The sequence below is a fragment of the Pseudoalteromonas sp. 1CM17D genome (assembly GCF_023161805.1).
Taxonomy (GTDB): domain Bacteria; phylum Pseudomonadota; class Gammaproteobacteria; order Enterobacterales; family Alteromonadaceae; genus Pseudoalteromonas; species Pseudoalteromonas atlantica.
Genome location: NZ_JALNTP010000001.1, coordinates 502,330 through 528,359, shown reverse-complemented (window position 1 = coordinate 528,359; position 26,030 = coordinate 502,330). Strand labels below are relative to the sequence as shown.

Below are 26,030 nucleotides of genomic sequence, written 5' to 3'. Positions count from 1 at the left end.
GCGTGGAAATTAAAAATAACACGGTAGTAATAACCGGTGGCGCACAAGGCTTAGGCTTTGCAATGGCGCAAAAATTTGCCCTTATGGGCGCTAACATCGCACTTATAGATATGGCGCAAGAGTTATTAAACACAGCGTGCGAGAAACTAACACAGCTGGAAGGTGTATCTGGCACTATTAAAGGCTACGCCGCAAACGTAACTGTTGAGAGCGAAGTAGAAAACGTATTTAATACCATTAAAAGCGATTTTGGCCACATTGGCGTGCTTATAAACAATGCCGGTATTTTACGCGACGGCATGTTTATAAAAGCTAAAGACGGCAAAGTGGTTAAAAAAATGTCCCTTGAGCAATTTCAATCAGTAATTGATGTAAATCTCACTGGCGTATTTTTAGCAGGGCGTGAAGCTGCAAGCCATATTATTGAATCAGGCAAAGGCGGCGTTATAGTCAATATGTCGAGCGTAGCGCGAGCAGGTAACATAGGGCAAACAAACTACGCGGCATCAAAAGCAGGCGTAGTGGCACTTACAACCACGTGGGCTAAAGAGCTTGGCCGTTTTGGTATACGCGTAGGCGCTATTGCACCAGGTGTAATAAGTACCGCTATGACCGACGCCATGAAACCCGAAGCCAAACAACGTATGCTTGCAGTAACACCCGTAGGGCGTTTAGGCGAAAGCGACGAAATTGCCCATACTGCACAGTACATAATCGAAAACGACTTTTTCACCGGTCGCGTGGTTGAAATAGACGGCGGTATTCGTTTGTAAACCGAACTGGGTTAAAATTGATTTAAAAAGCATGGCGCTTGTGGGCTGTGCTTTTTTGTTTTAAAAAATGCCTAATAAGAGTGGCTTTTGAATCACCTCTTTAAATAATAAGCTCAACGCATTTAAGGCTTGGTTTGAGTGTTAGGAGCCACTTTTTTTGGTTGACTAAGTGATTCAAAATAAGTTCGGCCTCATTATTTCCCATTGTTGTTGGGTGCCTCATAGAGTTAAATCGAATAAACGAAGCTATCCAGTATAAATACGCTTTAATGGTACTTTTAGCAAAACGCTTTAGATACATTTGTTCGGCTATCTTAGTTAAAAAAGATGATTTCATGATATGAATCTCTAGTAAAAATTAACTGTATATATAGACAGAGCTTGTTGTTTTGTCTAATATTACTGATCTCCACCATTTCGGTGTATTTGTGCATTGATTAAAAATATTTTCCAGTTAACTAATTGTTTACAGGTTTTTATTTGATGTTTAAGATAAATGGACTGTAATATATGGACATTTGTCGGTTTATAAAACGACAAATGTCGTAGACAAAATTGTTATAAGTAAGTCATGTTCGAAAAAATCGTTAGCATTTTTAAAAACAAGAAGCCGGAGTGGTATGAACCTGAAGATCCTACTCCGCGCGAGCAATGCCCGTGTTGTGACTATATTTCTCTAGCAGAGCGTGGCAATTATCTAATATGCCCTATCTGCTTTTGGGAAGATGACGGCCACGATGTAGATGAGATCGATTTAGGGTCTGGTCCAAATCACGGGATAACTCTCCGAGAAGGTAGACACAATTTCAAAGAACTTGGTTCATGTGAATTAGCAATGAAAAAACATGTAATCTCAGAAAGCGAACGTAAGCAATATGAACATAAACCGAGAAACTTATAACAAAGCAAATCAAAAACGCACTTTCAGTGCTGGACTCGCTAACGCTCGCCTTTGTTTGCGGCGTTATGTATTGCATTGTTAAGTCAGTCATATTTAATTAAGGGCTTAATACATCTAGAATATTAAGCTCTGTTAATTCACACACTTGACGGAGAATTTCTTTACCATAGACTGTGTTCTTTGTTTTTATATCAGCACCAACCAATCCAGCTTTGCCTTTTAATTGCTTAAATCCAGTTGGACCGTAAAACTGTCCACTTTTTCCCTGCAAAGCTGCCATGACTAATGGTTGAGTAGCATCTTCTGGTTTACCTGCTACTATTTTTCCAAATAACCAAATCGCTATTTTTTGAATAGCCGTTGGGTTACCTTTGTGCTGAATTCCAGTGATTGAAACTCCTGGATGCGCAGCCAAGCTATGAAGTGAATAATTGGTTTTCTTAAATTGACGATCCAATTCATACATCATCGCTAATCCTGCCCATTTACTGCGAGAATACGCCTCCATATTCCCTTTTTCTGAAAACTTCTGTGTAAGTTGTAAATCCTTTAAATCAACAGGATGACCATTATGTTCTGTAGAAGACATAGTGATCACTTTTGCATCCTTTGTTTCTTTTAACAAAGGCATCAAGTGAACTGTTAATGCATAAGGGCCAACGACATGCACTGCAAAATTGAGTTCAATTCCATCCGCCGAGGTTTTTCGCTCTTTATCAAAAAAATACATAAAAATAAATTAGACACCCATCTTAAATTTTGCTCTTTTTAAAATCGAAGACTACGTTTTAATCAGTGTAAAAAACGAGCTGGGTGTCTTATGGCAATTGCAAGAAAGCGACAAGTAAGTTTGGTTGATACAAAATACTACCATTGTATTTCACGGTGTGTTCGTCGTGCTTGTTTATGTGGGGAAGACCGTTTTACTGGTCAATCTTACGAGCATCGACGAGGGTGGGTTGAGGATAAGTTGCTTGAATTAGCTAAGGTATTTTGTATCGACGTGTGTGCTTATGCCGTTATGAGTAATCACACGCACTTAGTACTGTATGTAGATGATAAAAAAGCGAATAGGCTAAATGATAAAGCGATTATTATTCGCTGGCATAAACTCTGTAAAGGCACATTGTTAACACAAAAATACATACAGGGTGAAAAGCTAAGTAAAGTTGAACTTATCTTTTTTAATCAAACAGTAAAGCAATACCGAGAGCGCCTATCAAGTATCAGCTGGTTTATGCGGTTGTTAAATGAAAACATTGCTCGCAGAGCAAATAAAGAAGATAACTGCACAGGGCGTTTCTGGGAAGGTAGATTCAAATCTCAAGCACTTCTTGATGAAGCAGCACTTGCAGCCTGTATGGCCTATGTCGATTTAAATCCCATTAGAGCTAAAATGGCTAACAAACCAGAAGAATCAGACCATACCAGTGTACAAAATCGCTTAACATGCGCGGCAGAAGGTAAACAACCTAAGCAGTTACTACGTTTTGCAGGTATGCCACGTCAGATTATGCCTAAAGGACTGCCGTTTGAGCTTAAATCGTACCTTGAACTCGTTGAGCTAACAGGGCGAATAATGCGAGAGGATAAGCTTGGGCATATAAATAATATGACCATTCCTTTGTTAGAAAGGCTTAATATATCGCCTGAAAACTGGTTAAAACTTACCACACAATTTACGCGCGTATTTCATGGTGCAGTAGGGAGGCCCACTTCACAAGCAAGTTACTGTGAAAATTTAAAGCGCAAACGGCGTTCAAATATTAGCAATTGCGAAAAGCTACTCGCATAAATTAAAAATTACTCAGTAAAAATTAAAACTGCAATCTTGCAGTTATTTTCATGCGTGTAATTCAGGTTTGGGAATGCTAATGACTTCTTTAATGGATGAAATACAAGTGACTCATGGTTTATTAGCTCGCTTTTTTTTAGTCAGTACAAAATAGTTATCGATTTTGCTATTTGTACCCTTAACTAATAAGGCTCTAGAGGTTTTTAGAAAATTGGATTGTTATTTAAAATTCTCTGTTTATTTAAAATACGGATCTAATATATTTTCAATACGATAGGATTTATCGTTTTTTTAACAAAATTATACAATGTAGATTATTCTGAAGAATAATGCGTGTGTACAATATTTGAACTTTTTAATCCCTTTATTATCAATCTATTGCACTATATATGTTGCTTAATGAAAATATACAATATTTACAAGCCTATTCTATAGGTGTAGTATTTTTAATGATTTATTATTATTTTCACTAAACAACAAGGATCTGTTTATGCACTTATATGAGGAACAGTTTTTAGAAGAGCATGATTACCCACGAGTTTCTAAACCTACAAAAGTGCTTATTATCGCATCAACTGAACGTTGTGGTAGTCATATGCTTGGTCATGCTTTACATAATACGCATGCGTTCGGTTTTCCCCTAGAATATGCCAATCCTGCTAATTTAAAAAAATGGAAAGAAAAATTTAAAACCGATGATTTTTATGAGGTTTTAGATGAGATACAAAAACGCAGAACATCACCCAATGGGGTATTTGGAATAAAGTTACATTATCAGCACATTGAAGAATTTGGTGGATTTGAACAATTAGTTAATTATTTTCCTGATGCTTATTATGTTTTGTTATCAAGAGAAAATGTGCTTAATCAAGCTGTGTCTTTATCAATAGCAAGCCAAACTGGGGTATGGATTGCGGGGCAAGAGCCTGTAAACGAAAACCCTGAATATGATTACTCGAGTATTGATAAAAGTCTTAAAAGTATTATTAAAAATAACTCGTCTTGGCGATATTCTCTCGCGGCGAGTGACTGTAATTATATGGAAATGAATTTTGATAACGTCAAAAATAATTTGGATAAGACTATTTCTGATATAGCTAAATTTATGGGTGTTTCAGTAAATGTTGAAGATATACCTACTGAACAAGTTACGAGTAAACAAAGTAATAAGCTAAACAAAGACTGGGAAGAACGTTTTTGCTCAGAGTTTAACTTATCAAGCAAATTAATTCCTGAACAAAAACCTGAACTTATAAAAAAGATTAAGAAAAAGGTTAAGAAAGTGTTGTCTTAATTTGTATATTTATAGGTTAAGCGATTTTTTCCTCGTGCTTTTTATATTTAATGGCCCATTAGTAAAAATATACTAGTGGGCCAATTTAATGATAGTCACTTTTAGATAAACCTTTACTTCTCTAATAGCTCTTTTCTTACTATTTCCGCGCCTTTACTCAATGCATTAAGCTTAGCGTTCGCAACTTCGCGCGAAAGCGGGGCCATGCCGCAGTTTGTGCAGGGGTAGAGTTTGTCGGCATCTACAAACTGTAGGGCTTTGCGTAAAGTAGCGGCTACTTCTTCGGGTGTTTCTATTTCATTGGTGGCAACATCAATAGCGCCTACCATTACTTTTTTACCTCTGATCAGTTCAAGTAAGTCCATAGGTACGTGTGAGTTGTGACACTCAAGTGAGATAATATCAATATTTGATTGCTGTAATTTAGGAAAAGCTTCTTCGTACTGGCGCCATTCATTGCCAAGTGTTTTTTTCCAATCGGTGTTGGCTTTAATGCCGTAGCCATAACAAATATGCACAGCAGTTTCGCATTTTAACCCTTCAATTGCGCGCTCTAAACAGGCAATGCCCCAATCGTTTACTTCATCAAAAAATACATTAAACGCGGGCTCATCAAATTGGATAATATCTACGCCTGCGGCTTCTAGTTCTTTGGCCTCTTGGTTGAGTATTTTGGCAAATTCCCAGGCTAGTTTTTCGCGGCTTTTGTAGTGGTCGTCATAAAGTGTATCTATCATGGTCATTGGGCCGGGTAGTGCCCACTTTATAGGTTGGTTAGTTTGCGAGCGCAAAAACTTAGCGTCTTCTACAAACACAGGTTTTTGGCGGCTAACAGGGCCCACTACGCTTGGTACACTTGCATCGTAACGGTCGCGTATTTTTACCGTTTTTCGTTTTTCAAAATCAACACCGTTTAGATGCTCTATAAATGTAGTTACAAAATGTTGGCGTGTTTGCTCGCCATCGCTCACTATGTCAATACCAGCGAGTTGTTGTGAGTGAAGTGCAATGCGCAGTGCGTCTTTTTTGCCTTCAATGAGTTCGTTGTTTTGAAGCTTCCACGGCGACCAAAGGGTTTCTGGCTCTGCAAGCCATAAGGGCTTTGGTAAACTGCCTGCTGTAGATGTAGGTAATAATGTTTTCATAATAAGAGTGACCCTCTATTAAAATAAGGTTAAACGTTTGCTGTTGTAAATTGCTCAAGCACTGATTTATACGGTTTTATAAAATGCTCTTCAGCAAACTTGCCTTGTTCTGCGACTAATTTACTGCGCTCATCTCTGTCGTAAATAATTTGCGTGAGTGAGTGGTCGGCATTTTTTAAATTAGGCTTAAAGGCGTTACCCGCTTTGGCATTGGCGTTATAAATTTCTGGGCGATAAATTTTTTGAAAGGTTTCCATTGTGCTAATGGTGCTTATTAGCTCAAGGTTGGTGTAATCGTTTAGTAAGTCACCAAAGAAAAACAAGGCAAAAGGTGCGGCACTATTTGCAGGCATAAAGTAACGCACCTGTAGGCCCATTTTTTTAAAGTATTGCTCTGTTAACGAAGATTCGTTTGGTTGGTATTCAATACCTAAAATAGGGTGCTCGTTGGCAGTGCGATGATAGGTTTTGTTATCTGACACACTGAGGCATATTACCGGTGGCTTTTTAAAGTGTTGCTTATAGGTGTTTGAGCGTACAAACGATTGAAATAATTTACCATGCAGCTCACCAAAATTATCGGGAATACTAAATTGTGGTTTATTTTTATTATGTTGCTGAAGTAACACGCTAAAGTCGTAGTCGCGAACGTACGATGAAAAGTTATTACCAACAATACCTTCTATGCGCTTGTTTGTTTTGGTATCAATAATATTCGTTTTTAATATTTCTATAGAAGGAAAGCTTTGGCTGTTTTCATCTAAACCAATATCTACAGAAATAATCTCAAGCTCTACACTGTAGCGCTCAGCGGTTGGGTTATCCCAATTAGCAAGGGTGTTAAAGCGGTTGTTGATCATATTTAGCGCTTTTCTTAAGTTTTGTTGGCGGTGTTCGCCTCGTGCTAAGTTTGCAAAATTAGTGGTAATACGGGTGTTTTCAGCGGGTTGGTAGTTTTCATCAAGGCGCTGACTTTTAATATTAAATGTAATGTTTTTACTCATGGTGACTCTATCCATATTGTATATTTAAAACCTGAGCCTTTAGCGTGCTCAAAGGGTGGTTTTGTAATAAACAGGCTTAATGCTTATAAGCGCTGGCCGATGGATAATTTATACGTTGATTGGTGCTTTAATAAAAACGGTTTAATTTCACATAAAACATGAGTTTGATTCATTTATATAAATTAAATGTGTTACTGAGAGAACATATACCTGTGTTTAGGCATGTAAAAAAATAGTGCAGCGTATAATTTATAGGTGTTTAGACGTCTAGATGTGTTTGTTGTGATAATTTCACGTTGCGCATAAATAAAATTCAGGCACGGCTGTAACCCTTATTTTAATTAACGCTTAAAGTTACAGTTTTAAAAATTACTGTAATTTTACGGCGAGTTATAGGCACTTATTTATTAAAATAGCGGTTAAAAGGGAGTGGTTTTTAATGCAACAACTAACAATAATACCTGCAGGCATCTATGTGTTGTTCATCTAAGCTTAGTTACACTGACTTAACTAACTTGATAATAATAAAGTATATTATGTACGGACACTAAAATAAATGAACAAACTAAAAAATCTCATTACTCAATTTATAGTGGCAATGCAAAAGCGCCCAGGGCTATTGGCTGTATTGGCGTTTTGCTCAGGTGTTGCAAGCTATGTAATGGTTGATAGAAAAGAGTCGCTCTCGCAGGTTATTGCCATTGTTTTACTGGTGAGCTGGTTTTGGTTGATCATCGACAACTGGCTACGCGATAAAGTACAAGAGCGCTTTGGGGTAGCCGTATCTCCTAATGTAATGCGCTTTGCACTGCAAATGGTGCAACAAGAAAGCCTATTTTTTGCGTTACCGTTTTTTTTAGCGGTTACTCAGTGGGATCACCCACAAGCACTCTTTACATCGCTGATAATTATATGTGCCTTCATATCGGTAATAGATCCATTTTACTATAAAAAGTTAGCTAAAAACCGCACGCTGTTTACAGTATTTCATAACTTTGCATTATTTGTGGTTTTGCTTGTTACGTTACCTATTTTATTAAACCTAACTACGAGCCAAAGCTTAGCAATTGCGCTTGTAACCTCAGTACTTATTACTTTACCTAGCTTAACAAACTTAATGCCTGATGCGCGCTGGTGGCGTTTTCCTATTTTAGTTTTAATTTTATGCGTAATAAGCGCCGGGGTTTGGCAGCTTCGCAGCTTTGTTCCGCCAGCAGCCCTGCGTTTAACCGATATTACCTTGGCACACAAAGTAGATGTTGAGCATAAAAAACCACTAGGTAGCATTGATACTCTTGATTTATATACACTTCATCATGAAGGGTTATACACATGGACCGCAGTAAAAGCGCCAAGAGGCCTAAACGAAAAAATATTTCATGTATGGATACACAATAAAAAAGAGGTCGACAGAATTACGCTCAATATTAATGGCGGGCGAAAACAAGGCTACAGAGCATGGACTCATAAAGTAAATTTTCCGCATGATGCTAAAGGTAAGTGGCAAGTAAAAGTGGTAACTGAGTCTGGGCAATTAATAGGGCTTACGAAATTTATTGTTACACCTTAACGCTATAAATACGCTGATAATCAACTATAGATTTGATACGCTGTTTTTACATTACTTAATGGATGAGTGTTATGAGCATTGCTTTAGATATTGTTATGTGGCTAATGATAGAAACCATTTTAGGGTTTATTTTGTACTCTACCGGCTGTGCAATTTTAAACGTTTTCACCTTTGGTAAGTTTAAAGCTGACATTAAAGATTATGTGAGCTTTAAGGCAAATAAAGCTAAAAACGTTTACCTAATATGTTTACTTGGCTTTAGCTTTTACGCAGCGTTAATTGGTTTTGTTGCTTACATAAGCCAATAACTTAGGTTTATAAGTATATGAAGTTTAATAAGCTATTGGTTATAGCGGGGGTTTTAAGTTTTATAGCGTCACTTTTACATATTGCCTGTATTTTTGGCGGCCCTGATTGGTATCGCTTTTTTGGTGCTGGTGAGCACATGGCGCAGTTGGCTGAGCAGGGAAGTACGTATCCTACCTTTGTTACTTTAATTATATCAGCCATACTTGCTATATGGGGCATGTATGCGCTCTCTGGCGCAGGTGTTATTTTAAAGCTGCCTTTTTTAAAAACGGCTTTGGTATTAATAACAGGTGTTTATTTACTAAGGGGGATAGCAGGGTTAATAGCTCCTTTTGTAACAACCAGTCAGTTAATTCATCACAACTCCATTGTATTTTGGATTGTAAGCTCAATTGTATGCAGTATTTATGGGCTGTTTTATTTATTAGGTACGCTTAAACTTTTCCGAACACATACCTCATTAACTGTATAAATTAAACACAGCGAGCGCTAAAAATAGATTTTTCACAGCTCAGGTTAATCAAGTTATTTACTATGTAAGGAGCAACATGAGTCACGATCACAGCCATCATATTAGTCACTATAATCGCGCGTTTGCTATAGGCGTTTTACTCAATCTTATATTTGTCGTGATAGAAGCAGGGTACGGTTTTTTTGCCAACTCCCTCGCGCTTTTAGCCGACGCAGGGCATAACCTAAGCGACGTGGTTAGTTTATTACTTGCGTGGGGGGCAAATGTTTTGGCAAGTAAAGCCGCTACCGACAAGCGCACCTTTGGCTATAAAAAATCAACGGTGTTAGCGTCATTAATGAGCTCTGTTTTACTTATGGCTGCCCTTGCTAGCATAGCCTGGCATGCCATAGAACGTTTTGAAAACCCTCAGCCGGTTACAGGCATGACGGTTATAGTGGTTTCGCTTATTGGTGTAGTAATTAACACATTAACTGCGTTGTTGTTTGTGCAAGGTCAAAAGCACGATTTAAATATTCGAGGTGCTTTTTTACATATGGCGGCCGATGCTGCGGTGTCTTTAGGTGTGGTAATTGCCGGCATTGTTATTTTATTTAAAAACTGGCAGTGGGTAGACCCTGTTGTAAGTTTGAGTATTGTCGTGATTGTGTTTATTGGCACATGGGGATTATTTAAAGACTCGCTCAATTACGCCACAGACGCCGTACCCAAAAATATTAGTATAGAAAAACTAAAGCAGTATTTTTTAAGCATTGAGCATGTAACAGGTGTGCATGGGTTACATGTGTGGCCACTAAGTACCACAGAGTCTGCGCTTATTGTTCACTTAGTAACTGACAACAACGCATTAAATAACGACTTTTTAATTGAACTACAGCACCATTTACATGACCACTTTGACATTGAACATGCCACCATTCAAGTTGAAAGCAGCCAAGGCAGCACAGGTTGTATGTTTAACCATGGGCATGCCCATGGTTAAACGTTAATTGGTTTTAAAAAATTAACCCTGATAGCTTGTAACAACTTAACGAAAAAATGAGTAGTAGCACGGGTAATATAACTACATTTAAAAGTGTTGAGTTGGTGTATTTTCCCATGACTGATTTTTGATTCACTAACCACACCAAATACGCGGTAATTATGGGCAGTAGTAATCCATTCGCAGCTTGTGCAAATATAATTACCGCAACAGGGTCAAGCCCCAGTGAGGCCACAAATGCACCGAAAGCTAAAATAGTAATGGCGACTGTTTTAAAACGGGTGTTACTCATTTCGCTTGACCAACCAAGCATGCCACATACCGCATACGCGCCTGCTAATGGGGCTGTTATTGCGCTTGTTAATCCTGCGGCAAATAAGCCAATAGCAAAAAAGTAATGCGCTGCTTCGCCAAGTAAAGGCTCAAGTTGCACGGCCATATTTGCTGCACTAATTTTACCGGCATCGGTGCCATAAAAGGCAACAGACGCGGTTGATAAAATGGCAAGGGTGATCACCCCACCGAGCGTAATTGATAAACCTGTATCTAAGTTAGTTTGTTTAATAACAGTGTCTTTATCACTTTTAGAATGATCTTGCGCTGCTAAAACACCAGAGTGCAAAAATAAGTTATACGGTACAATGGTTGTGCCAATGAGGGCCAATACCGTTGTAATTGAGCCACTTGGCATTGTAGGTATAAACCCAGCGAGGACTTTAGCCATTGGTGGCGCAGCCATAATTAGGGTAGATATAAATACCAGGCTCATAAGGATCACTAGCAGTATTAATGCATTTTCTACCACTTTGTGCTTACCACTGTATAAAAGAATAGCGCTACATACAGCAATTAACGGCGTCCATATTTGTGCACTTACCCCTGGGAAAATACCAACTAGCCCCATACTTGCACCACTGAGGTTTCCTGCTTCATATGCAGCGCTACCCACACCAATTGCACTTATTACTAAAAAACTAGCAAGCGCTTTAAGATAAGGGGTTTTAATGTGTGCACGTAACGCTTGTGCTAAATCTTGCCCTGTTGCTACTCCTAATCGAGCAGCCATAGACTGCAACAAAATAGTGGCAATAACCGAAAATAGTAATGTCCAAATTAATGCAAACCCAAAGTTTGCACCGGCAACACTTGCCGTTGTGATTGTTCCGGGGCCAATAAATGCGGCTGTTACAAGTAATCCTGGGCCAAATCGCATACTGTTACCTTAATATTTGCTTTTAAATTTAGAACAACGTTTTATTACGTTGAACCTAGATCGCTGCCACTTTACGTGCCATGCAGCGAGAGCCCCACCTTGGCTAATTAACCTTACACTCTGGGTAATTATTTTAATATGACTACCAAAAAGCCGCGTAGGATACCAACTTATATATAGATTTAAAGAGCCAAACGATTACCTGCTTGTTAAATGCACAATATGCGCGAGTTATATTTATAAATCAGCCATGTGCGTTGTTGGTTTCTCATTTTTATCCTACCTTATAGATTGTAAAATGAGCAAGTTACTTAGTTTTTTAATGATGTGGGCAATTTTTTAAATAAATTGTTTAAAAAGGCATCTTTTTATTGCTGAGCTTCGTTATATAGCACTATTATGCGCAACTTTTTGGTTTTGGACCTTTTAATGAAAACTAATTTAAAAATCTCTCACATAATCTGCATTATGTCGCTGGCTTTAGGTACGAGTAAAAGCGCTGCGAATGAGTCGCTACAAGAGCTTGAGGTAGGTGTAGGCGGGAATATAAAAAGCGTTGCACACCCTGATCACGCAAATAAAAAATTTAATATTCATATTCATCCTTTATGGGAAAGCCATTATGTGACAGAAGGGCGCGATAACTTGCCCGGTAGCGCTTTAGCCTCTATTGCGGGCGAAATAAATTACAATGACTTTACGTTTATCCCTTGGTTAGCAACAGGCACTGATAATGACTACGATGAGCTAAATTTAAATGCTATTTATTCAACTGAGCTTGCAGAGCACCTAACTTTGTATGCAGGTTACAACCATATAAAAGCACGCGAGGAAGGAGTAAATTCCCATGATAATGAGCTTAGCCTCGATATAAGCTATGCATATGATTGGGATATACATGCAATAGCGAGTATCTACCACTCGTTATCGCTAAGCGGCTCTTTTATAGAGGTGGGAATTACAAAAGAGTATGCATTTAGTGATTTAATGCGATTGGAGCTGCAAACTGCGGCGGGTTTTAATAGTGGTTATGTAAGCGATGGCCACAATGGCCTTAATAACGTAAAACTTGCTGCTAATTTATCTTATCAACTATTAAATAATGTCATGCTATCTGGCTATGCCAGTTACAGCGTTGCAATAAACAAAGATGCTGTACACTATAGCGGTGATGAACATTTACGCTCCTTATTTTGGGCAGGGTTTGGTGTTAGTTATCAATTTAATTGAGGGTAGGCTTGGCGTTAGCGTTAAAGCGTAAGTGATGGGTGCCACCCTTATTAATTTTTGTTTAGAGTGCTAAAAATTGTGCAAACAAATAAAAGCCTCGCATTTTTAATATGTTTTAGGTTTAAGGTATAGTGGGTACAACACTCAATTAAAGAGGCTTTTATGAAATTTTTAGTTTTTTTAGGCACCGTTAGAGATAGCACACCCCCTAAGCCAGCACGATTAGGAGAGCGAGTGGCTGAGTCATGCCTCAATTGTTTAAACGAGCGCTACAGCGAGCACGAGTTTGAACTTATAGACGCGCTCGACTTTCCTTCAGAGGATGTATTTAAACCTCATTTTGCCTATGCAAAAAGCCAAGCTCCAGCACATTTAACAGCCTTAGCAGATAAAATTACCCAAGCCGATGGCTATATAATCGTAAGCCCAGAGTACAATCATAGTATGAGCCCGGCATTAGCTGATTTGCTAAACCATTTTGGCAGCTCGTTGTTCTCGTACAAGCCAAGCGCTATTGTCACCTATTCGGCAGGGCAATGGGGAGGATTACGTGCGGCAATTAGTTTACGTACCTTTTTATCTGAACTTGGGTGTTTGCCAGTCTCTGCAATGGTTCATGTACCAAAGGCTCAAGAGGTGCTAAATAGCGATGGTTCAATGCAAGAGGGTGAAGACGAAAAATCGTGGTTTAATTATTATTCGCGTACTTTTAGCCAACTGATGTGGTGGGCACAGGCGAGCAGCCAACATAGTAAAAACGTAGATCCCCACGCTATGTTAAAAAGTTTTAAAACAGCGCCATCTCAGCGAAATGCACCTTAAAAAATGTATTAAGGTGCGCTTTTATATGTGTACTGTTTTTATATACAGTATTTTACTCGATTAAAACAATAAGCTAATTGATAAGCGGGCTGTGCGAGGCTCAATAGGATGAAAGTGGTTATCTTCTACACCTTGTGCAGGCTCGCCCGGTAAGCGCGAAGCGTAGTAGTAATCTATATCGTGATCGGTACTATCAAATAAATTCAGTAGTTCAAAATCGACTTTCCAGTGAGTTTGTTTATAGCTAATAGCACTATTAATTACCGTTAATGGTTCAGATCGAATATCACCAGAGTCAGAAAGCGTACGTTTACCTATGTGGCGTACTCTAAATGATGATTGCCACATTTGACTTATATGCCAATTTAAACCTGCACTTGCAACAACAGGTACTGCGCCTTCTATATAGTTTTTGTCAGAGTTTATATTTAATCTTGAATGAGTAAACGAGGCTTCCATGTCTAGGCTAAAGCGTTCATTAATCCAATAATACGCACTTAGCTCTAGACCATAACGTTTTGATGCATCACTGGGCTCTGTATTACCCGCATCACCTACAAATAAAAGCTCTGAGTCGAGTGTAAGCCACCATAAAGCGGCTGATAAATTAACGTTTTTATCATCGGCAAAACGCAGGCCTAGTTCAGCACCTTCACTTTTTACCAGTAAATCTACTTTTTCGGCACTTTGTTGGCTAACAGGGTCAATATTAATGGTAGTGCCGCGGGCATCGTTTGAATGAAAAGACTGCCCCCAGTTTGCATAAGCGACTAACAAATCAGTAAGTTTATAATTTAAACTGCCTTTAAAGCTTACTAAGTCATCGTTTTCTTTTCCCGAATTTACCTGTGTAATACTGCTTACATCGGTATCAAAATAGTCGTACCGCACGCCTGCATTGGCCTCTAATTTAGGTGTGAAAAGTATTTTTGTTTGCCAATAACTCGAATAGCTTGTTTGTTTTATTGCATCTTGTCTTATTGTATTGAGTCTTTCTCGCGCTTTAGTGTTATAAAGTCCTACCTTGTCTATATCGTCATGGCGAACCTCAAGCCCAGCAGTGTGCTGCATATTCAAACCAGCAGTAAGGGAGTCAAATTGATAACTTAGCTCACCACCATAAATAGTGCGGCTATCTTGTTGGTTAAACTGATCGCCATTTATAGGGTCGTTTAAAAAATAGCTAAAGTTAGAAAACAGCGTTAAATCATAATTTATGGCATAAATACTGGTTTTTATATGCTTGCCTTGCCAAACACTTGATAGGCTATAGCGACCCGAACTCCCCCCAAGGGTGGTATCAAGCGACCCTAAGGGTGACGTTATATTTTGTGACACTGCGCGCTGTGGAATTTGATCGGCTGATTGCCATGTGTTGTCGTAGGCCATTGCTGTAATAGATAAATCTCCATTTAAAGCTTTGCCAACATAACGAAGTAGGGCATTTTTCTTATTTACGTTTTCGTCTATATCATCCCATGGGCCATCATAGCCTTGCCACTCAGCTGCTGCTATTAACTTGGCATTAGATACATCAACTGCACTAAGCACTACTGCACGTTTATAGTTATCTTCACCAATGCTTAGCTCTATTTGCTTGTGCTTTAAGTTATTAGCTAAATTAAATTGCGCACTCCCCGCACTTGAAAAGTCGCCTTGTGTAGCGCTGTATGATCCTTTTTGGTAATTTATAGTTGAAATAGCTTCTGGAATAATAAAATTAAGATCGGTATAACCTTGCCCGTGTCCATGGCTTCGCATATTTATGGGCATACCTTCAATGCTGGTGGCAAAGTCGGTGCCATGATCTAAATTAAAGCCTCTAATAAAGTATTGATTAGCCTTACCCGAGCCACTATGTTGTGTAACCGCCATGCCTGGAATAAGCTCTAACATTTCGGCGCTTCTGAGCATGGGGCGCTGCTGTATTTCTCCTTGACCAATAATACCGCTTGAGGCACTGATAGACTCGCCAATTAAACCATCTCTATGTCCATAAACAGTAAGGGTCTCTATATTCGCGTAGGTGCTAATGCTATATAACGTGCTCAGTGTAAGTAAAGCTAATCTCTTCATCGCTAAAATCCCTATGTATTTACTATCTAAAATAAGCAGATAGTTTAAATACGGCTTAGCTAATCGATTGGATGCAACATTTGTTAGCAAGGTGTAATACTGCATGTTTAGCACTAAGCTAGTTAGCTTTTTAGGTATGAGTAAAAACTAACTGGTGAGTATTGTAATCTGGCTATATAACACTAATAATCATGTGGCTAACTCACTATTTAACCTATAAAACAAAGAGCCTGTATTGAAAGCCAAAGAAATTCGCAATTTTTATATTAACGAAGAGCAATCTGTTTATTTGCTGTCACATAGAGATGCCAAAAAACACCGTCAATGGCTTAATATTTGTATTAAACAACTGAGTGCGCTTGGGTATAAAAATGTAGAGATGATTGGCTCTGGTGCGTTTGGCTTTGTGTTTGCTGGCAATGACGAAAATGCCTTACCTTGGGTGTTTAAGTTCTCGCGTATTACGCTTGCCCAAAGCGTACGCGACCGCCTAGAAGACGAAGCGTATATGCTCTCGCAAATTAATAACCCCCTAGTGCCCAGCTTTTATGCTTTTGAGCGTATAAAAAAGCAAGGTATTTTAATGATGGCCCGCGCCATTGGAGAAGACCTTGAAAAAGTATCGCTAAAAAAAGGGCGTTTTAGTGCCGCCCATATTATGCAATTAGCGGTGCGGCTGCGTAATGTATTAATTGACCTGCGTAATCATAAAAATGGTTTAACCCCTCAACCTATAGTGCATGGCGATATTAAACCTTCTAACTTAGTATGGGATGAGCAAAGCGATGCGCTGTCTTTAGTTGATTGGGGAAGCTCTGTTTACGCACAGGTTGATAGTAAGGGTGAGCCTATAGCCAGTAATTTTATGGATTTAATGTCGGGAGATTTAAGCACTACTAATGCCAGAATGGGCGATGTGTATTTTATAGGTGATGCGCAAATGTCTGGTGAGCAGTCATCGCCACGATTTGATGAACAAGGCGTGGCTTCTACTTTATATGCACTTGCCTCCGCTCAGTCGTGTCGTTTTGGTGCGCAAGCCATTCCTGCAAGCTCGCTTGGCTTACCCAAAGAGCTTGCCAATGTAATTGATGGCATGCTGTCTAAAAATAAAACCATACGCGATGGCGCTGGCGATTACTTTATGCGTAACATTACCAAAATGGCTAAGGCGTATTTACCTGAGCTTAAAAAAGCGGAGCCTCGTCCTGCTATACCTTATTGGTTTGGCAAAGGCGATAAGCCCGACACCGTAGTATATAGCTCGCGCAAGCAGTTTTTACGACAAGCCGATCATAATCAGCAATTGCTTGATGTAAACGATGCTCAATTAGATCGCTACTATAAAGAGTTTTTGTTTGATACCGGCGATACCGAAAAAGCCTTTTTGGCCTCTATTAGCCGCCTAGCTAAATACCCGGTAGTGGGTGGATTGAGTTTTCATTGGAAAGATGAGTCGGTGTTTGTTGAGTCATCGCTTATTATGCATGATGAAAGTTTAAAAACAGCCTTTACCGATGCCATTAATAATACCGTGATGCTTGCACAAGCGATAAGTCAAAAAGGTTTATTTAAGTGTTGTTTATTTGATGCGCGTAAAACCATTCAATTAGAGCGAGATGGAACCGGGGCGTTTAAGTTTGATAACCTCCCTGAGCTTGATTATGAAGTGGTCAGTATGAAGGCAAACGAAATTGCACGTCCACATTCTTACTTTGAAGACGGTAAAGACCCTGATGAGCAGCTACAACTGCCTAAAAAAGTGATTAGATGCGTGTTTGAGTTAAACCAAATTCATCATACTGGCTGTATTATATTTGAAGCCCTGCCAGATAGAATGAAAATACACCATTACTATCGCTTACTCGATGAAAGCAAAGAAGTAGAGTTTAAACGGTTACTTAATAAATTAATGCAGTATGCAGTTAACATTACTGATGTGGGGGTAGCAGGATTTATGAAGCTTCCTTATAAAAACACTCGCGAATTTTCGCTTTGCGAAAAACAACCAGAGAATTTCTTTCCTAAAAATCCAAAATTATTAGCGCAGTAAAAATAAAAAAGGGCAGCTTAATATTAAGTCTGCCCTTGGCTACTTAATTGTTAGTTTAAAACACTGTGCTAAAAGGCGTACGCGGTGTTAAAGCAAACTGATGAGTCATTTTTTGCTGTTTGTTAGTGGCGGTAATGTGGTACTTATTTAAATCAGAATTTTGACTAAATAACCTAACGTTTAATTTTAGCTGTGCGCTTATATCGGGCACTGTATATCGGCCCGTAATCGTTATGTACTCAATGTTATTAGTATCAGTATGCGACACTTCAGGGTTTAGTAATAAGCCCTCTAAAGAAAACTTATAATGATGATCGTTTAAATAAACCCCTCGCATTATGGTTTTGCTGATTTGCTTTTTATGGGCGTTAAATTCATCCATAGATACTTTTTTATTTAAATCATCATCAAGGTTATTAAATGCAGAAATAGGCAGCGAGAGCACAATAAAGGCATGGTTATCTATCACGTTTAATGTTCCGTGTTGAGCCACCATTAAATGTGCATAAACAACCGGTGCTATAACAATGTTGGCCACTAAAATAAGTGCAACCAGTGCTTTTTTATGTAATTTCATCATGCTCACTTTGCCTATAAGTAAATTTATAGTTCGCCTTTAACACAGCGTTGAAAAAACGGATAAGTATCGGTTGCATAGTAATGGTATATGCCTTGTGGAAATTCAGGGGTCACCCCAAAGCGCCCGTTACACTCATCTAAATCGCCAGAGCCAGCTACATACTCCCAATCTTGTGCAAAAGTTCCTAGTGGATAAATCTCGGTAGAAGGGCGGTTATCGCTTACCGTAATAATATGTTGGTAGCTACCAGTCATGACTTTAAGTGACGAACTTGCATCATCTGCGGTGCTATAGCCATAACGCGCATAAATAGGAAACCCATCAGCCGCCCATGCAATTAGAGTCATTGTTGAGCTGTTGCCGCCTCTAAGGGAGATAAATCCCTCAGGCATGCCATGATAATGATATGTGCCATCGGGCTGTACGTGTGCGTTGTTATCGTCAGTACCAAAACTAAAGATATCTTGGCTTAGTGCTTCAATACTCCAGTTGCCACTGTTATCGCCAAGCGAGCAATTATCGCCAGAGTCATCACAACCGCCGCCGGTACCAGCATCAATTTTAACGCCATTTAGTACTATGCCTAACACGCCTCGAGGGCCGCCCATTAAGGTTGCGGTATCGCTTTGTATAGGCGTTAACGTAAAGCTCTCATTCACTGTTTGCTCAGAAATGGTGTTTGGATTATCGGGGTTAGGAAACGTGCCCACATCATGATCTGGAATGCCATTAGCAACTACATCGCGTGTTGTACCTGTGCATGCCCAATCAGCAGTGCTGGTGGTTTGCACTGATGTTGAGTCGTTGTATTCATTGTAACTGTATTCACATAGCACTTGCTCGGTTGAGATGGTGCCACTTGTTGCTGTTGTGCTGTCACTGCTTAAACTTGTACTTTCATCAGTGGCGGTTGTTAGGTTTTGCTCATCACTGCCACATGCAACAAGAGAAGAAATTGCTGCGCTTAATAACGAAATTTTTAATAGTTTAACTTTATTACATAGAGAGTGATTTATCATACACAGCCAATTAAGTACTAATTGACGCTATTTTTGATCTTAAATGTGCAAGCAATGTGCAAAAATAAATCAACATTGAGTATGTTTGTTAATCAGGTGATTTTACTTAAGCTGCATGTATTATAAAATCAGTGCATTAACAGCCTAAAGTAAAGAATGGTGTAATGGCAAAATCAAAACCTGAGGTGTCGATTCAAAGTTGTGGGATTTATTCTACATGGGATAGCAAAAGTAAAGCATTGCCACAAATTGAGCAGTTTACAACCAATGTAATTGCCAAGCTTGATGTTGAATTTGGTTTAATAATTAATATCAAAAAAGCAAAAGGCGAAAAACTTCACTTTTGTATTTATCACCCCGATATACCAGACAGTAATGGCGAAATAATGCCGCCCTTTGAAGGCGTTGAATACATTAAAGAGAACGACTGGCAGTTTTATTTAGGTGATACGCTGTGGGAGCCTATTGAAAATAAATTAGGTGATTGGCGAATGACACTCACCCTAAATAATAAAATTATTGCCGATAAAACATTTAACGTTGCACTTGAAGAGCAAGGCTCTGTTAATGATTTTTGGCGTAAACGAGGTTACTAAGTCCTAAAATTGCAGAGCTAAAAAAAGCCAATATACATTGGCTTTAAAAATATAACTTAACCTGAACTCTGGTTAAGAGATATACCAACATAATTTATCATGATGATCTTTAAGCTTAATTCTCTAGCCAGCGGTTTTCGGTGAAAACAAGGCGAATTTACGCGTCAATAGCTAGCCTATTGCAAGTAAATTCAACGCTGTTAGCGCTGAAAATAGCTGCTAGAGATAGATTTATTATCCAGAGTTGAGGTTAACTTAGTTACCCCACGGGTTAGTTGCATTTGAGCGTTGTTTTCGTGCCCTTGCGCGTTGTTTAGTGGCCTTTTTTTCCATAATTCGCTTTGCATCACTAAAACTTAATTCGCACGGCTCCCCCGGTTTATGATCCGCAGGAATAACTCTATCTCGTGGTGGTAACTCGTATTGCACATCGTCGGGCTTAGGTAAGTTTTTAAGGCGGTATAGGTAAAAGTTATCTACCTTTTCTTGTGCCCATTGTGTTTTACGTAAAAACTTAACCGCCGATTTTACATCAGGATTGTTTTTAAAACAGTTTAATTGCAAATAAGCGTGTAGTAGCTCCCACCCATATTGCTCAACCAGTTCTTCAACCACTTGCTCTAATTTTACGCCTTGCAGTGGGTTATTACTGTAAAGATCTTGGTTGCTCATAGGTGTTGCCTCATTAATAAAAATACAAATGCCATTATAAATTTAATAACGAGGCTTTAATAGATAAAATTGCTTAACTTTGGCAATTAACAACTACGCGGCCGCGAATTTTACCTTCCATAAGTTGCTCGGCATTTTCGATTACTTGTTCAAGTGTAATTTCGGTTGATATTTTATCAAGGTAATCGGCTTTAACTAAGCTTGCTAGTCTGTCCCATGCTTCTACTCTGTCTTTTTTAGGGCGCATAACGCTGTCTATACCAATTAAAGATACACCACGTAAAATAAAGGGCGCTACTGATGCGGGTAAATCCATGCCTTGGGCTAAACCACACGCAGTAACCACACCACCGTATTTAAGCGATGCACAAATATTAGCAAGCGTGTGGCTGCCTACCGAATCTACAGCACCTGCAAAGCGCTCTTTTTGAAGTGGCTTACCTGGGTTTGAAAGCTCATCTCGGCTAATAATTTGTGACGCACCTAGCTCTTTTAAGTAATCGCTTTGCTCCATTCTACCTGTTGCAGCGGTTACGTTATAGCCCAGCTGATTTAATAAATAAATGGCAAAGCTGCCAACACCGCCGTTTGCACCGGTCACTAATATTTCACCATCACTTGGAGTGATGCCTTGTTTTTCAAGGGCAATAACACTTAGCATTGCAGTGTAGCCCGCGGTGCCAATTTGCATTGCTTGTTTTGGCGAAAGCGCTGCAGGGAGGGGGATTAACCAATCACTATTAAGCGATGCCTTTTGTGCAAGGCCCCCCCAGTGTTTTTCGCCCACACCAAAGCCATTTAAAATTACATTATCGCCAACAGTAAATTCATCCGTACTTGTTTCACTTACTTTGCCCACTAAATCGATGCCTGGCACCATAGGAAAACTGCGCACAACAGGGCCTTTACCAGTAATGGCTAGCCCATCTTTGTAATTGAGCGTGCTGTAAAGTACATCAAGTTGCACGTTTTGATCTGGTAGGTTACTTTGCTGCACTTCACTAAGCGCCGCAGCGTAGTTTTCGTCTTTCGTAATTACAATAGCTTTAACTGAGTTACTCATAACATATCCTTTTAGACCGATCGGTTTTTAATGGCTAAATAAAATGCGCATTAGGTAAGTAATGCGCGTAAAAACATTTCTGTATACAACGTAAGGGGTTTACTTGATTGGGTAAGTTTAGCGCGCATAACGGCGCCTTCCCAGCCAATCCAAAAATATTCACTCATAAGCTGCGTATCAACAGTTTTAGCAATCGTGCCTTGTTGCTGTGCTTCATTTAAACACTGCTCCACTTGCTGCTGCCATGCTACGTAGCTTTGTAGTAGGCGGATTTTAAATTCATCACTTAAATGATTTAGCTCTTGATTTAAATTGCCGACCAAACAACCGCGTTTGTACTGGTATTTTTGCATGCCCATAATGGCACTTTGCGTAAAGTGAATTAAGCGCTCCAGGGGCGGTGTATTGCTATCGGTTAAATATTTTTTGAGCTTAGTAATAAAGTAGTCATCGTAGGCATTTACTAAGGCAATACCAAACGCTTCTTTACTTTTAAAGTAATGATAAAATGAGCCTTTAGGCACGCCGGCTTTTTTTAAAATGGTATCAAGGCCAGTTGCGCTAAAACCAAATTCAGTTAAGGTTTCTAGGCCAACCCTAATAAGGTGCGCTTTGGTATCGGCGTTTTCGCGAGGTATTTTAGGGGGTCTTCCGCGCCGTGCAGGTGTCTGAGCTGTGTTCATTATAAGTAACCCCTAATAGCTTTTTTTTAAAGTTAACCCATATTAGACCGATCGACTTTAATTAATCAAGCATAAATACCAATTGTTTAAAAATAAATCGTTAAAGCTGTTTTTTAAACAAAAGGGCAAATTGCAATAAAATCGTCATGATTACATTTTTGTTTGGAACTTAGCCAAAAAAGCTGTGTCGGATAAATAGGTCGTGTTGATTTTTGCTGGTTAAATTTGCAGTGGTGTTTGGCATTTAGACAAGGCGGTAAAGCACCATAAATACCAACTATATGCTTCCCATTAGCTGCTTTCATTAAGCAGTTATTTAATCGCTTTAATGGAGATATTTAAATCAGCAAAGTAGAACACGCCTTAGCACATAAGTGCATTTAAGCGGTTAAATAGCCGTATTGTAAATTAAAGAAGCAGTAAGAAATGAAGTGGTACGACCACTGTGTTTTTATTAATGTTAAATTATTTTTGCATCAGCATGTTAGTTAATGTCAAACAAATTAATTAATTTTGCTATTTGAATTTAACATTTTTATTAACTATTCATTAAATGTAGATTTCACTAATGCTACAAAATTTATAATTAAAAAAGGTGAGGATATTACCGATGAAGAGACAAAAAAGAGATCGTTTAGAAAGAGCTCATTCTCAAGGTTTTAAAGCAGGTTTAGCCGGGCGCTCAAAAGAGCTATGCCCTTATCAGCAAATCGATCCTAAGTCCGAATGGTTAGGCGGTTGGCGTGAAGCAATTGAAAACCGAAACATGTATAAAACCTAATTCATCAGATAAGAATTAATGTAAAAAGGCCTCCAACTGGAGGCCTTTTTGCATACATTACTAACTTTAGAATGCGCTTGTGTCTTGAAATAAGCCTACTTTTAAATCTTTTGCTTCGTAAATTACGCGGCCATCTACTTCAACTGTGCCATCAGCCATACCCATAAATAGTTTACGCTTAATTACACGTTTCATATCAAGGCGGTATGTTACTTTTTTAGCGGTAGGTAAAATTTGACCGGTAAATTTAACTTCACCCACGCCTAAAGCACGGCCTAAACCAGGGCCACCAGACCAGCCTAAGAAAAAGCCAACGAGTTGCCACATAGCATCTAGGCCTAAACAACCTGGCATAACTGGGTCGCCTTTAAAATGGCAATCGAAAAACCATAGGCTTGGGTCAATATCAAGCTCAGCTACAATTTGGCCTTTACCGTGCTCGCCGCCATCAGCAGTGATTGAAGTAATACGGTCCATCATTAACATGTTGTCGCTTGGTAAACGGCAGTTACCTTCACCAAACATTTCACCTTGACCACATAGGATCAAATCTTCTTTTGTATAGCTATTTTTAGGTTCCATAACACTTATCTTCGCTTAGAAATTGCCAAGTACTTTAGCGTACACTTGTACGCTAAACAACTCGGAGCAGTTGAAAAAAACACTTTTTTGCGTGATTTATCGCCAATCAGTAGTGGCGATTGCTTTTTGCACTATAAAACCGCGCAATTACAATCAGAAATCATTATAATTAGCCCTGACTTATAACCAGTTTAAAGGAAGTTTATGATCCTTTTTGTTAACTCACTAACAGTGATTGATTTTTCTTACTTATGTAACAAACGCGGCGCCGTTGGCGAGAGCTGGATTGTTGATTTAACGTTGCATGGCAAGCTAAATGAAGAGTCTATGGTGTTAGACTTTGGCTTAGTTAAAAAGCAAATTAAAGGCATAATTGACGACTGTTTAGACCACAAATTAGCAATTGCTAAAGGTTTAAATGGCACAGTACAAGAATTTGATTCGCACAAAACGCTCGATTGCACATTTGGTGGTAACCACCATTTAGCCATGAGTGCTCCGCATCAAGCTTATTGCATGATAGATGCGCCAGAAATTAGCGTTGAATCAGTGACTGAGTTTTTAATCGACACTATTTTACCAAAACTGCCAGGAAACATTGAAAAAATTGAGTTGTCGCTTAAACCAGAGCACAGCCAAAGTTTTTATTACCATTACAGCCATGGCCTTAAAAAGCACGATGGCAACTGTCAGCGTATTATTCATGGCCATCGTTCGCAAATTGGTATTAGTTTAGATGGTATGTCTATGCCACGCTTACAAAAACAATGGGCAGAAAAATGGCAAGATATTTACTTAGCCACACGTGAAGACCAAATCTCTGCAAGCGAATTAAAACACATAAGCGCTAAAAACGATGATGTGTGTTTTGCTTATACCGCTGCACAAGGTTACTTTGAAATGGCGATTAGCGAGTCACGCTGTGACATTTTACCTGTTGATACAACGGTAGAATGTATTGCTCAACACCTTGCTGAGCAAGTTAAGGCAGAATACCCAGACAAAGACGTAAAAATTACCGCATATGAAGGCGTAGGAAAGGGATCGATTAGTTATGCTTAAAACTCTTTTAGCAACAGCGCTTGTAACCACAACTAGCTTTAGTGCATTAGCGCTTGAGCTAAAAGGGCACCTTACGCAGGGCGGCTTAGTGACAGGCAAGCTTGAAAATGTGAAGTCGGTATCGCTAGATGGTAAAACATTAAAGTTATCAGACTCTGGCGATTTTGTGTTTGGCTTTGGTCGCGACGCGAAAGCAAAACACGCCCTTACGTGGGTAGATAATAACGGTAAAACACACACGCAAGATTTAATGATCACTAAACGTGATTATAAAATTGATAAAATTACCGGTGTGGCAAAAAAGTATGTGTCGCCCCCTAAAGAAGTAAGCGCACGTATTAGCCGTGAGGCACAAGCAATACGTAAAGCGCGCGCAGTTAACTCTGATTTACAGTACTTTTTAGACCCGGTATTAAAGCCTGCACAAGGGCGTATATCGGGTGTTTATGGTAGCCAACGTTATTTTAACGGTGAACCGCGACGCCCACATTTTGGTTTAGATATTGCCAATAAAACCGGCTCGCCTGTTTATGCACCGATTAGTGGCACCGTGGTGTTTGCTGATCCCGATTTATACTACTCGGGCGGTACGCTTATTATTGACCACGGCCATGGCGTTACCTCTACATATATTCATTTAAGCAAATTAGATGTAAAAGTAGGCGATACAATAAGCCAAGGCGACAAAGTTGCTGAAATAGGTGCAACAGGGCGTGTAACAGGCCCACACCTTGATTGGCGTTTTAACTGGGAAGGCGAGCGCCTAGACCCAGCATTATTGATGCAAGATAAGCTTGCTAATAAAAAGTAGATACTATGACAGACATTAACCGCGATGCAATTATTGCAAAGCGTATTGAAGACTCAACTACCTCGGTTACTAAAACGGTTTTTCCTGGGCGCACTAATCATCACAACACATTATTTGGTGGCGATGCGTTAGCATGGATGGACGAGGTTGCTTTTATTGCCGCCACTCGTTTTTGCCGAAAGCCGTTAGTGACTATTTCATCTGATAGAGTTGATTTTAAAGAGGCTATTCCAGCGGGGACTTTTGCTGAGCTAATTGCTAAAGTTGTGCATGTGGGCAATACATCACTTAAAGTGGATGTGGATATTTGTTTAGAAACCATGCATAAAGATGATAAGCACTCGGCTATTTCAGGCAGCTTTACCTTTGTAGCGGTAGATGATGACCACAGACCGACACCGGTTGTGTGCGATAAAATGATTTACGGTTTTGAATAAGTAAATATTAAGGCAAGCGGCCTTTAAATAAGCATCTTTATTAGGTGCTTATTTAATTATAGCAAAAGAACACATCATACTAGTGAATTGTAAAAGCAATCTTAG

General features: G+C 39.2%; 27 protein-coding genes. 15 read left to right on the top strand and 12 right to left on the bottom strand.

Annotation, left to right across the window (positions count from 1 at the left end; genetic code table 11):
* The first annotated feature begins 2 nt into the window (after positions 1–2).
* Positions 3–773 (top strand): SDR family oxidoreductase, encoded by a 771-nt coding sequence (locus tag MSC25_RS02375; protein ID WP_248442399.1) that lies wholly within the window; start codon positions 3–5, stop codon positions 771–773.
* A 100-nt stretch (positions 774–873) separates the two neighbouring features.
* Here MSC25_RS02375 and MSC25_RS02370 read toward each other — a convergent pair whose 3' ends face one another.
* The gene (locus MSC25_RS02370) at positions 874–1,074 is read right to left on the bottom strand and encodes a phage integrase N-terminal SAM-like domain-containing protein (RefSeq protein WP_248442633.1); all 201 of its coding nucleotides are present in this window, start codon (positions 1,072–1,074) and stop codon (positions 874–876) included.
* A gap of 697 nt (positions 1,075–1,771) precedes the next feature.
* Positions 1,772–2,404: a hypothetical protein gene (locus MSC25_RS02365; protein ID WP_248442397.1), complete on the bottom strand. Its 633-nt coding sequence runs from the start codon at positions 2,402–2,404 to the stop codon at positions 1,772–1,774.
* Between the two features lie 90 nt (positions 2,405–2,494).
* On the opposite strand from MSC25_RS02365, the gene MSC25_RS02360 reads away from it, so the two are divergent.
* Complete coding sequence (locus MSC25_RS02360) at positions 2,495–3,469, top strand: transposase (protein WP_248442394.1); 975 nt, start codon at positions 2,495–2,497, stop codon at positions 3,467–3,469.
* 490 nt (positions 3,470–3,959) lie between these two features.
* Positions 3,960–4,763 carry a Stf0 family sulfotransferase gene (locus MSC25_RS02355; protein ID WP_248442392.1) on the top strand — a complete coding sequence of 268 codons (804 nt, stop codon included), beginning with the start codon at positions 3,960–3,962 and terminating at the stop codon, positions 4,761–4,763.
* 113 nt (positions 4,764–4,876) lie between these two features.
* On the opposite strand, the gene MSC25_RS02350 is transcribed toward MSC25_RS02355, so the two are convergent.
* The gene (locus MSC25_RS02350) at positions 4,877–5,908 is read right to left on the bottom strand and encodes a methionine synthase (protein ID WP_096041772.1); all 1,032 of its coding nucleotides are present in this window, start codon (positions 5,906–5,908) and stop codon (positions 4,877–4,879) included.
* Between the two features lie 29 nt (positions 5,909–5,937).
* Positions 5,938–6,912: a DUF1852 domain-containing protein gene (locus tag MSC25_RS02345; protein WP_248442391.1), complete on the bottom strand. Its 975-nt coding sequence runs from the start codon at positions 6,910–6,912 to the stop codon at positions 5,938–5,940.
* Positions 6,913–7,468: 556 nt separating this feature from the next.
* Between MSC25_RS02345 and MSC25_RS02340 the strand changes: the two genes are divergently transcribed.
* From MSC25_RS02340 to MSC25_RS02325, 4 genes are all read left to right on the top strand, one after another.
* Complete coding sequence (locus MSC25_RS02340; protein ID WP_248442390.1) at positions 7,469–8,482, top strand: DUF5924 family protein; 1,014 nt, start codon at positions 7,469–7,471, stop codon at positions 8,480–8,482.
* Positions 8,483–8,553: 71 nt separating this feature from the next.
* Positions 8,554–8,790 carry a hypothetical protein gene (locus tag MSC25_RS02335; protein ID WP_029772273.1) on the top strand — a complete coding sequence of 79 codons (237 nt, stop codon included), beginning with the start codon at positions 8,554–8,556 and terminating at the stop codon, positions 8,788–8,790.
* A 17-nt stretch (positions 8,791–8,807) separates the two neighbouring features.
* A complete protein-coding gene (locus MSC25_RS02330; protein ID WP_248442389.1) occupies positions 8,808–9,263 on the top strand; it encodes a hypothetical protein in 456 nt (151 codons plus the stop codon).
* A gap of 76 nt (positions 9,264–9,339) precedes the next feature.
* A complete protein-coding gene (locus tag MSC25_RS02325) occupies positions 9,340–10,245 on the top strand; it encodes a cation diffusion facilitator family transporter (protein WP_248442387.1) in 906 nt (301 codons plus the stop codon).
* A gap of 13 nt (positions 10,246–10,258) precedes the next feature.
* Here MSC25_RS02325 and MSC25_RS02320 read toward each other — a convergent pair whose 3' ends face one another.
* Positions 10,259–11,458: an Nramp family divalent metal transporter gene (locus MSC25_RS02320; RefSeq protein ID WP_024032231.1), complete on the bottom strand. Its 1,200-nt coding sequence runs from the start codon at positions 11,456–11,458 to the stop codon at positions 10,259–10,261.
* Between the two features lie 429 nt (positions 11,459–11,887).
* Between MSC25_RS02320 and MSC25_RS02315 the strand changes: the two genes are divergently transcribed.
* Positions 11,888–12,688, top strand: coding sequence for a hypothetical protein (locus MSC25_RS02315; RefSeq protein ID WP_248442385.1), 801 nt, complete (start codon positions 11,888–11,890; stop codon positions 12,686–12,688).
* A 162-nt stretch (positions 12,689–12,850) separates the two neighbouring features.
* Entirely contained in the window at positions 12,851–13,510 is a 660-nt protein-coding gene (locus tag MSC25_RS02310) for an NAD(P)H-dependent oxidoreductase (protein WP_248442383.1), read from the top strand.
* Positions 13,511–13,570: 60 nt separating this feature from the next.
* Here the strand turns inward: MSC25_RS02310 and MSC25_RS02305 are convergent, their stop codons facing one another.
* The gene (locus tag MSC25_RS02305; RefSeq protein WP_248442381.1) at positions 13,571–15,586 is read right to left on the bottom strand and encodes a TonB-dependent receptor; all 2,016 of its coding nucleotides are present in this window, start codon (positions 15,584–15,586) and stop codon (positions 13,571–13,573) included.
* Between the two features lie 235 nt (positions 15,587–15,821).
* Here MSC25_RS02305 and MSC25_RS02300 point away from each other — a divergent pair, with 235 nt between their 5' ends.
* On the top strand, positions 15,822–17,639 hold the full coding sequence (locus MSC25_RS02300) for a serine/threonine protein kinase (RefSeq protein ID WP_248442379.1): 1,818 nt from the start codon (positions 15,822–15,824) through the stop codon (positions 17,637–17,639).
* A gap of 55 nt (positions 17,640–17,694) precedes the next feature.
* Here MSC25_RS02300 and MSC25_RS02295 read toward each other — a convergent pair whose 3' ends face one another.
* Together MSC25_RS02295 and MSC25_RS02290 are read right to left on the bottom strand one after the other, a co-directional pair.
* A complete protein-coding gene (locus MSC25_RS02295) occupies positions 17,695–18,219 on the bottom strand; it encodes a hypothetical protein (RefSeq protein WP_248442377.1) in 525 nt (174 codons plus the stop codon).
* Between the two features lie 23 nt (positions 18,220–18,242).
* Positions 18,243–19,238, bottom strand: a complete 996-nt coding sequence (locus MSC25_RS02290; protein WP_248442375.1) for a YHYH protein — start codon at positions 19,236–19,238, stop codon at positions 18,243–18,245.
* A 164-nt stretch (positions 19,239–19,402) separates the two neighbouring features.
* Between MSC25_RS02290 and MSC25_RS02285 the strand changes: the two genes are divergently transcribed.
* A complete protein-coding gene (locus MSC25_RS02285) occupies positions 19,403–19,834 on the top strand; it encodes a DUF3859 domain-containing protein (RefSeq protein WP_004586517.1) in 432 nt (143 codons plus the stop codon).
* A gap of 255 nt (positions 19,835–20,089) precedes the next feature.
* Here MSC25_RS02285 and MSC25_RS02280 read toward each other — a convergent pair whose 3' ends face one another.
* The 3 genes from MSC25_RS02280 to MSC25_RS02270 all read right to left on the bottom strand — a co-directional run bounded on the left by MSC25_RS02280 (position 20,090) and on the right by MSC25_RS02270 (position 22,252).
* Positions 20,090–20,506 (bottom strand): VF530 family protein, encoded by a 417-nt coding sequence (locus tag MSC25_RS02280; protein ID WP_004586518.1) that lies wholly within the window; start codon positions 20,504–20,506, stop codon positions 20,090–20,092.
* A gap of 73 nt (positions 20,507–20,579) precedes the next feature.
* Positions 20,580–21,569, bottom strand: coding sequence for an MDR family oxidoreductase (locus MSC25_RS02275; RefSeq protein WP_248442374.1), 990 nt, complete (start codon positions 21,567–21,569; stop codon positions 20,580–20,582).
* Positions 21,570–21,619: 50 nt separating this feature from the next.
* A complete protein-coding gene (locus tag MSC25_RS02270; protein ID WP_248442372.1) occupies positions 21,620–22,252 on the bottom strand; it encodes a TetR/AcrR family transcriptional regulator in 633 nt (210 codons plus the stop codon).
* Between the two features lie 610 nt (positions 22,253–22,862).
* Here MSC25_RS02270 and rmf point away from each other — a divergent pair.
* Positions 22,863–23,033: a ribosome modulation factor gene (rmf, locus tag MSC25_RS02265; protein WP_004586522.1), complete on the top strand. Its 171-nt coding sequence runs from the start codon at positions 22,863–22,865 to the stop codon at positions 23,031–23,033.
* Positions 23,034–23,099: 66 nt separating this feature from the next.
* Here rmf and fabA read toward each other — a convergent pair whose 3' ends face one another.
* Entirely contained in the window at positions 23,100–23,615 is a 516-nt protein-coding gene (gene fabA, locus MSC25_RS02260) for a bifunctional 3-hydroxydecanoyl-ACP dehydratase/trans-2-decenoyl-ACP isomerase (protein ID WP_004586523.1), read from the bottom strand.
* A gap of 204 nt (positions 23,616–23,819) precedes the next feature.
* Between fabA and MSC25_RS02255 the strand changes: the two genes are divergently transcribed.
* The 3 genes from MSC25_RS02255 to MSC25_RS02245 are packed head-to-tail and all read left to right on the top strand — an operon-like array spanning position 23,820 to position 25,925.
* Complete coding sequence (locus tag MSC25_RS02255; protein WP_248442370.1) at positions 23,820–24,677, top strand: 6-carboxytetrahydropterin synthase; 858 nt, start codon at positions 23,820–23,822, stop codon at positions 24,675–24,677.
* Entirely contained in the window at positions 24,670–25,488 is an 819-nt protein-coding gene (locus MSC25_RS02250) for a M23 family metallopeptidase (protein WP_248442368.1), read from the top strand. Before MSC25_RS02255 ends, MSC25_RS02250 begins: the two co-directional genes overlap by 8 nt.
* A 5-nt stretch (positions 25,489–25,493) precedes the next feature.
* Positions 25,494–25,925 (top strand): acyl-CoA thioesterase, encoded by a 432-nt coding sequence (locus MSC25_RS02245; protein WP_029772286.1) that lies wholly within the window; start codon positions 25,494–25,496, stop codon positions 25,923–25,925.
* The last annotated feature ends 105 nt before the right edge of the window (positions 25,926–26,030 follow it).

Coding starts and splice junctions, on each gene's coding strand:
- MSC25_RS02305 (WP_248442381.1), bottom strand. CDS start 15,586: ATGAAGAGATTAGCTTTACTTACACTGAGCACGTTATATAGCATTAGC.
- rmf (WP_004586522.1), top strand. CDS start 22,863: ATGAAGAGACAAAAAAGAGATCGTTTAGAAAGAGCTCATTCTCAAGGT.
- MSC25_RS02245 (WP_029772286.1), top strand. CDS start 25,494: ATGACAGACATTAACCGCGATGCAATTATTGCAAAGCGTATTGAAGAC.
- MSC25_RS02320 (WP_024032231.1), bottom strand. CDS start 11,458: ATGCGATTTGGCCCAGGATTACTTGTAACAGCCGCATTTATTGGCCCC.
- MSC25_RS02345 (WP_248442391.1), bottom strand. CDS start 6,912: ATGAGTAAAAACATTACATTTAATATTAAAAGTCAGCGCCTTGATGAA.
- MSC25_RS02310 (WP_248442383.1), top strand. CDS start 12,851: ATGAAATTTTTAGTTTTTTTAGGCACCGTTAGAGATAGCACACCCCCT.
- MSC25_RS02315 (WP_248442385.1), top strand. CDS start 11,888: ATGAAAACTAATTTAAAAATCTCTCACATAATCTGCATTATGTCGCTG.
- MSC25_RS02325 (WP_248442387.1), top strand. CDS start 9,340: ATGAGTCACGATCACAGCCATCATATTAGTCACTATAATCGCGCGTTT.
- MSC25_RS02250 (WP_248442368.1), top strand. CDS start 24,670: ATGCTTAAAACTCTTTTAGCAACAGCGCTTGTAACCACAACTAGCTTT.
- MSC25_RS02275 (WP_248442374.1), bottom strand. CDS start 21,569: ATGAGTAACTCAGTTAAAGCTATTGTAATTACGAAAGACGAAAACTAC.
- MSC25_RS02350 (WP_096041772.1), bottom strand. CDS start 5,908: ATGAAAACATTATTACCTACATCTACAGCAGGCAGTTTACCAAAGCCC.
- MSC25_RS02255 (WP_248442370.1), top strand. CDS start 23,820: ATGATCCTTTTTGTTAACTCACTAACAGTGATTGATTTTTCTTACTTA.
- MSC25_RS02340 (WP_248442390.1), top strand. CDS start 7,469: ATGAACAAACTAAAAAATCTCATTACTCAATTTATAGTGGCAATGCAA.
- MSC25_RS02360 (WP_248442394.1), top strand. CDS start 2,495: ATGGCAATTGCAAGAAAGCGACAAGTAAGTTTGGTTGATACAAAATAC.
- MSC25_RS02270 (WP_248442372.1), bottom strand. CDS start 22,252: ATGAACACAGCTCAGACACCTGCACGGCGCGGAAGACCCCCTAAAATA.
- MSC25_RS02330 (WP_248442389.1), top strand. CDS start 8,808: ATGAAGTTTAATAAGCTATTGGTTATAGCGGGGGTTTTAAGTTTTATA.
- MSC25_RS02335 (WP_029772273.1), top strand. CDS start 8,554: ATGAGCATTGCTTTAGATATTGTTATGTGGCTAATGATAGAAACCATT.
- MSC25_RS02355 (WP_248442392.1), top strand. CDS start 3,960: ATGCACTTATATGAGGAACAGTTTTTAGAAGAGCATGATTACCCACGA.
- MSC25_RS02370 (WP_248442633.1), bottom strand. CDS start 1,074: ATGTATCTAAAGCGTTTTGCTAAAAGTACCATTAAAGCGTATTTATAC.
- MSC25_RS02290 (WP_248442375.1), bottom strand. CDS start 19,238: ATGATAAATCACTCTCTATGTAATAAAGTTAAACTATTAAAAATTTCG.
- MSC25_RS02280 (WP_004586518.1), bottom strand. CDS start 20,506: ATGAGCAACCAAGATCTTTACAGTAATAACCCACTGCAAGGCGTAAAA.
- fabA (WP_004586523.1), bottom strand. CDS start 23,615: ATGGAACCTAAAAATAGCTATACAAAAGAAGATTTGATCCTATGTGGT.
- MSC25_RS02295 (WP_248442377.1), bottom strand. CDS start 18,219: ATGATGAAATTACATAAAAAAGCACTGGTTGCACTTATTTTAGTGGCC.
- MSC25_RS02365 (WP_248442397.1), bottom strand. CDS start 2,404: ATGTATTTTTTTGATAAAGAGCGAAAAACCTCGGCGGATGGAATTGAA.
- MSC25_RS02285 (WP_004586517.1), top strand. CDS start 19,403: ATGGCAAAATCAAAACCTGAGGTGTCGATTCAAAGTTGTGGGATTTAT.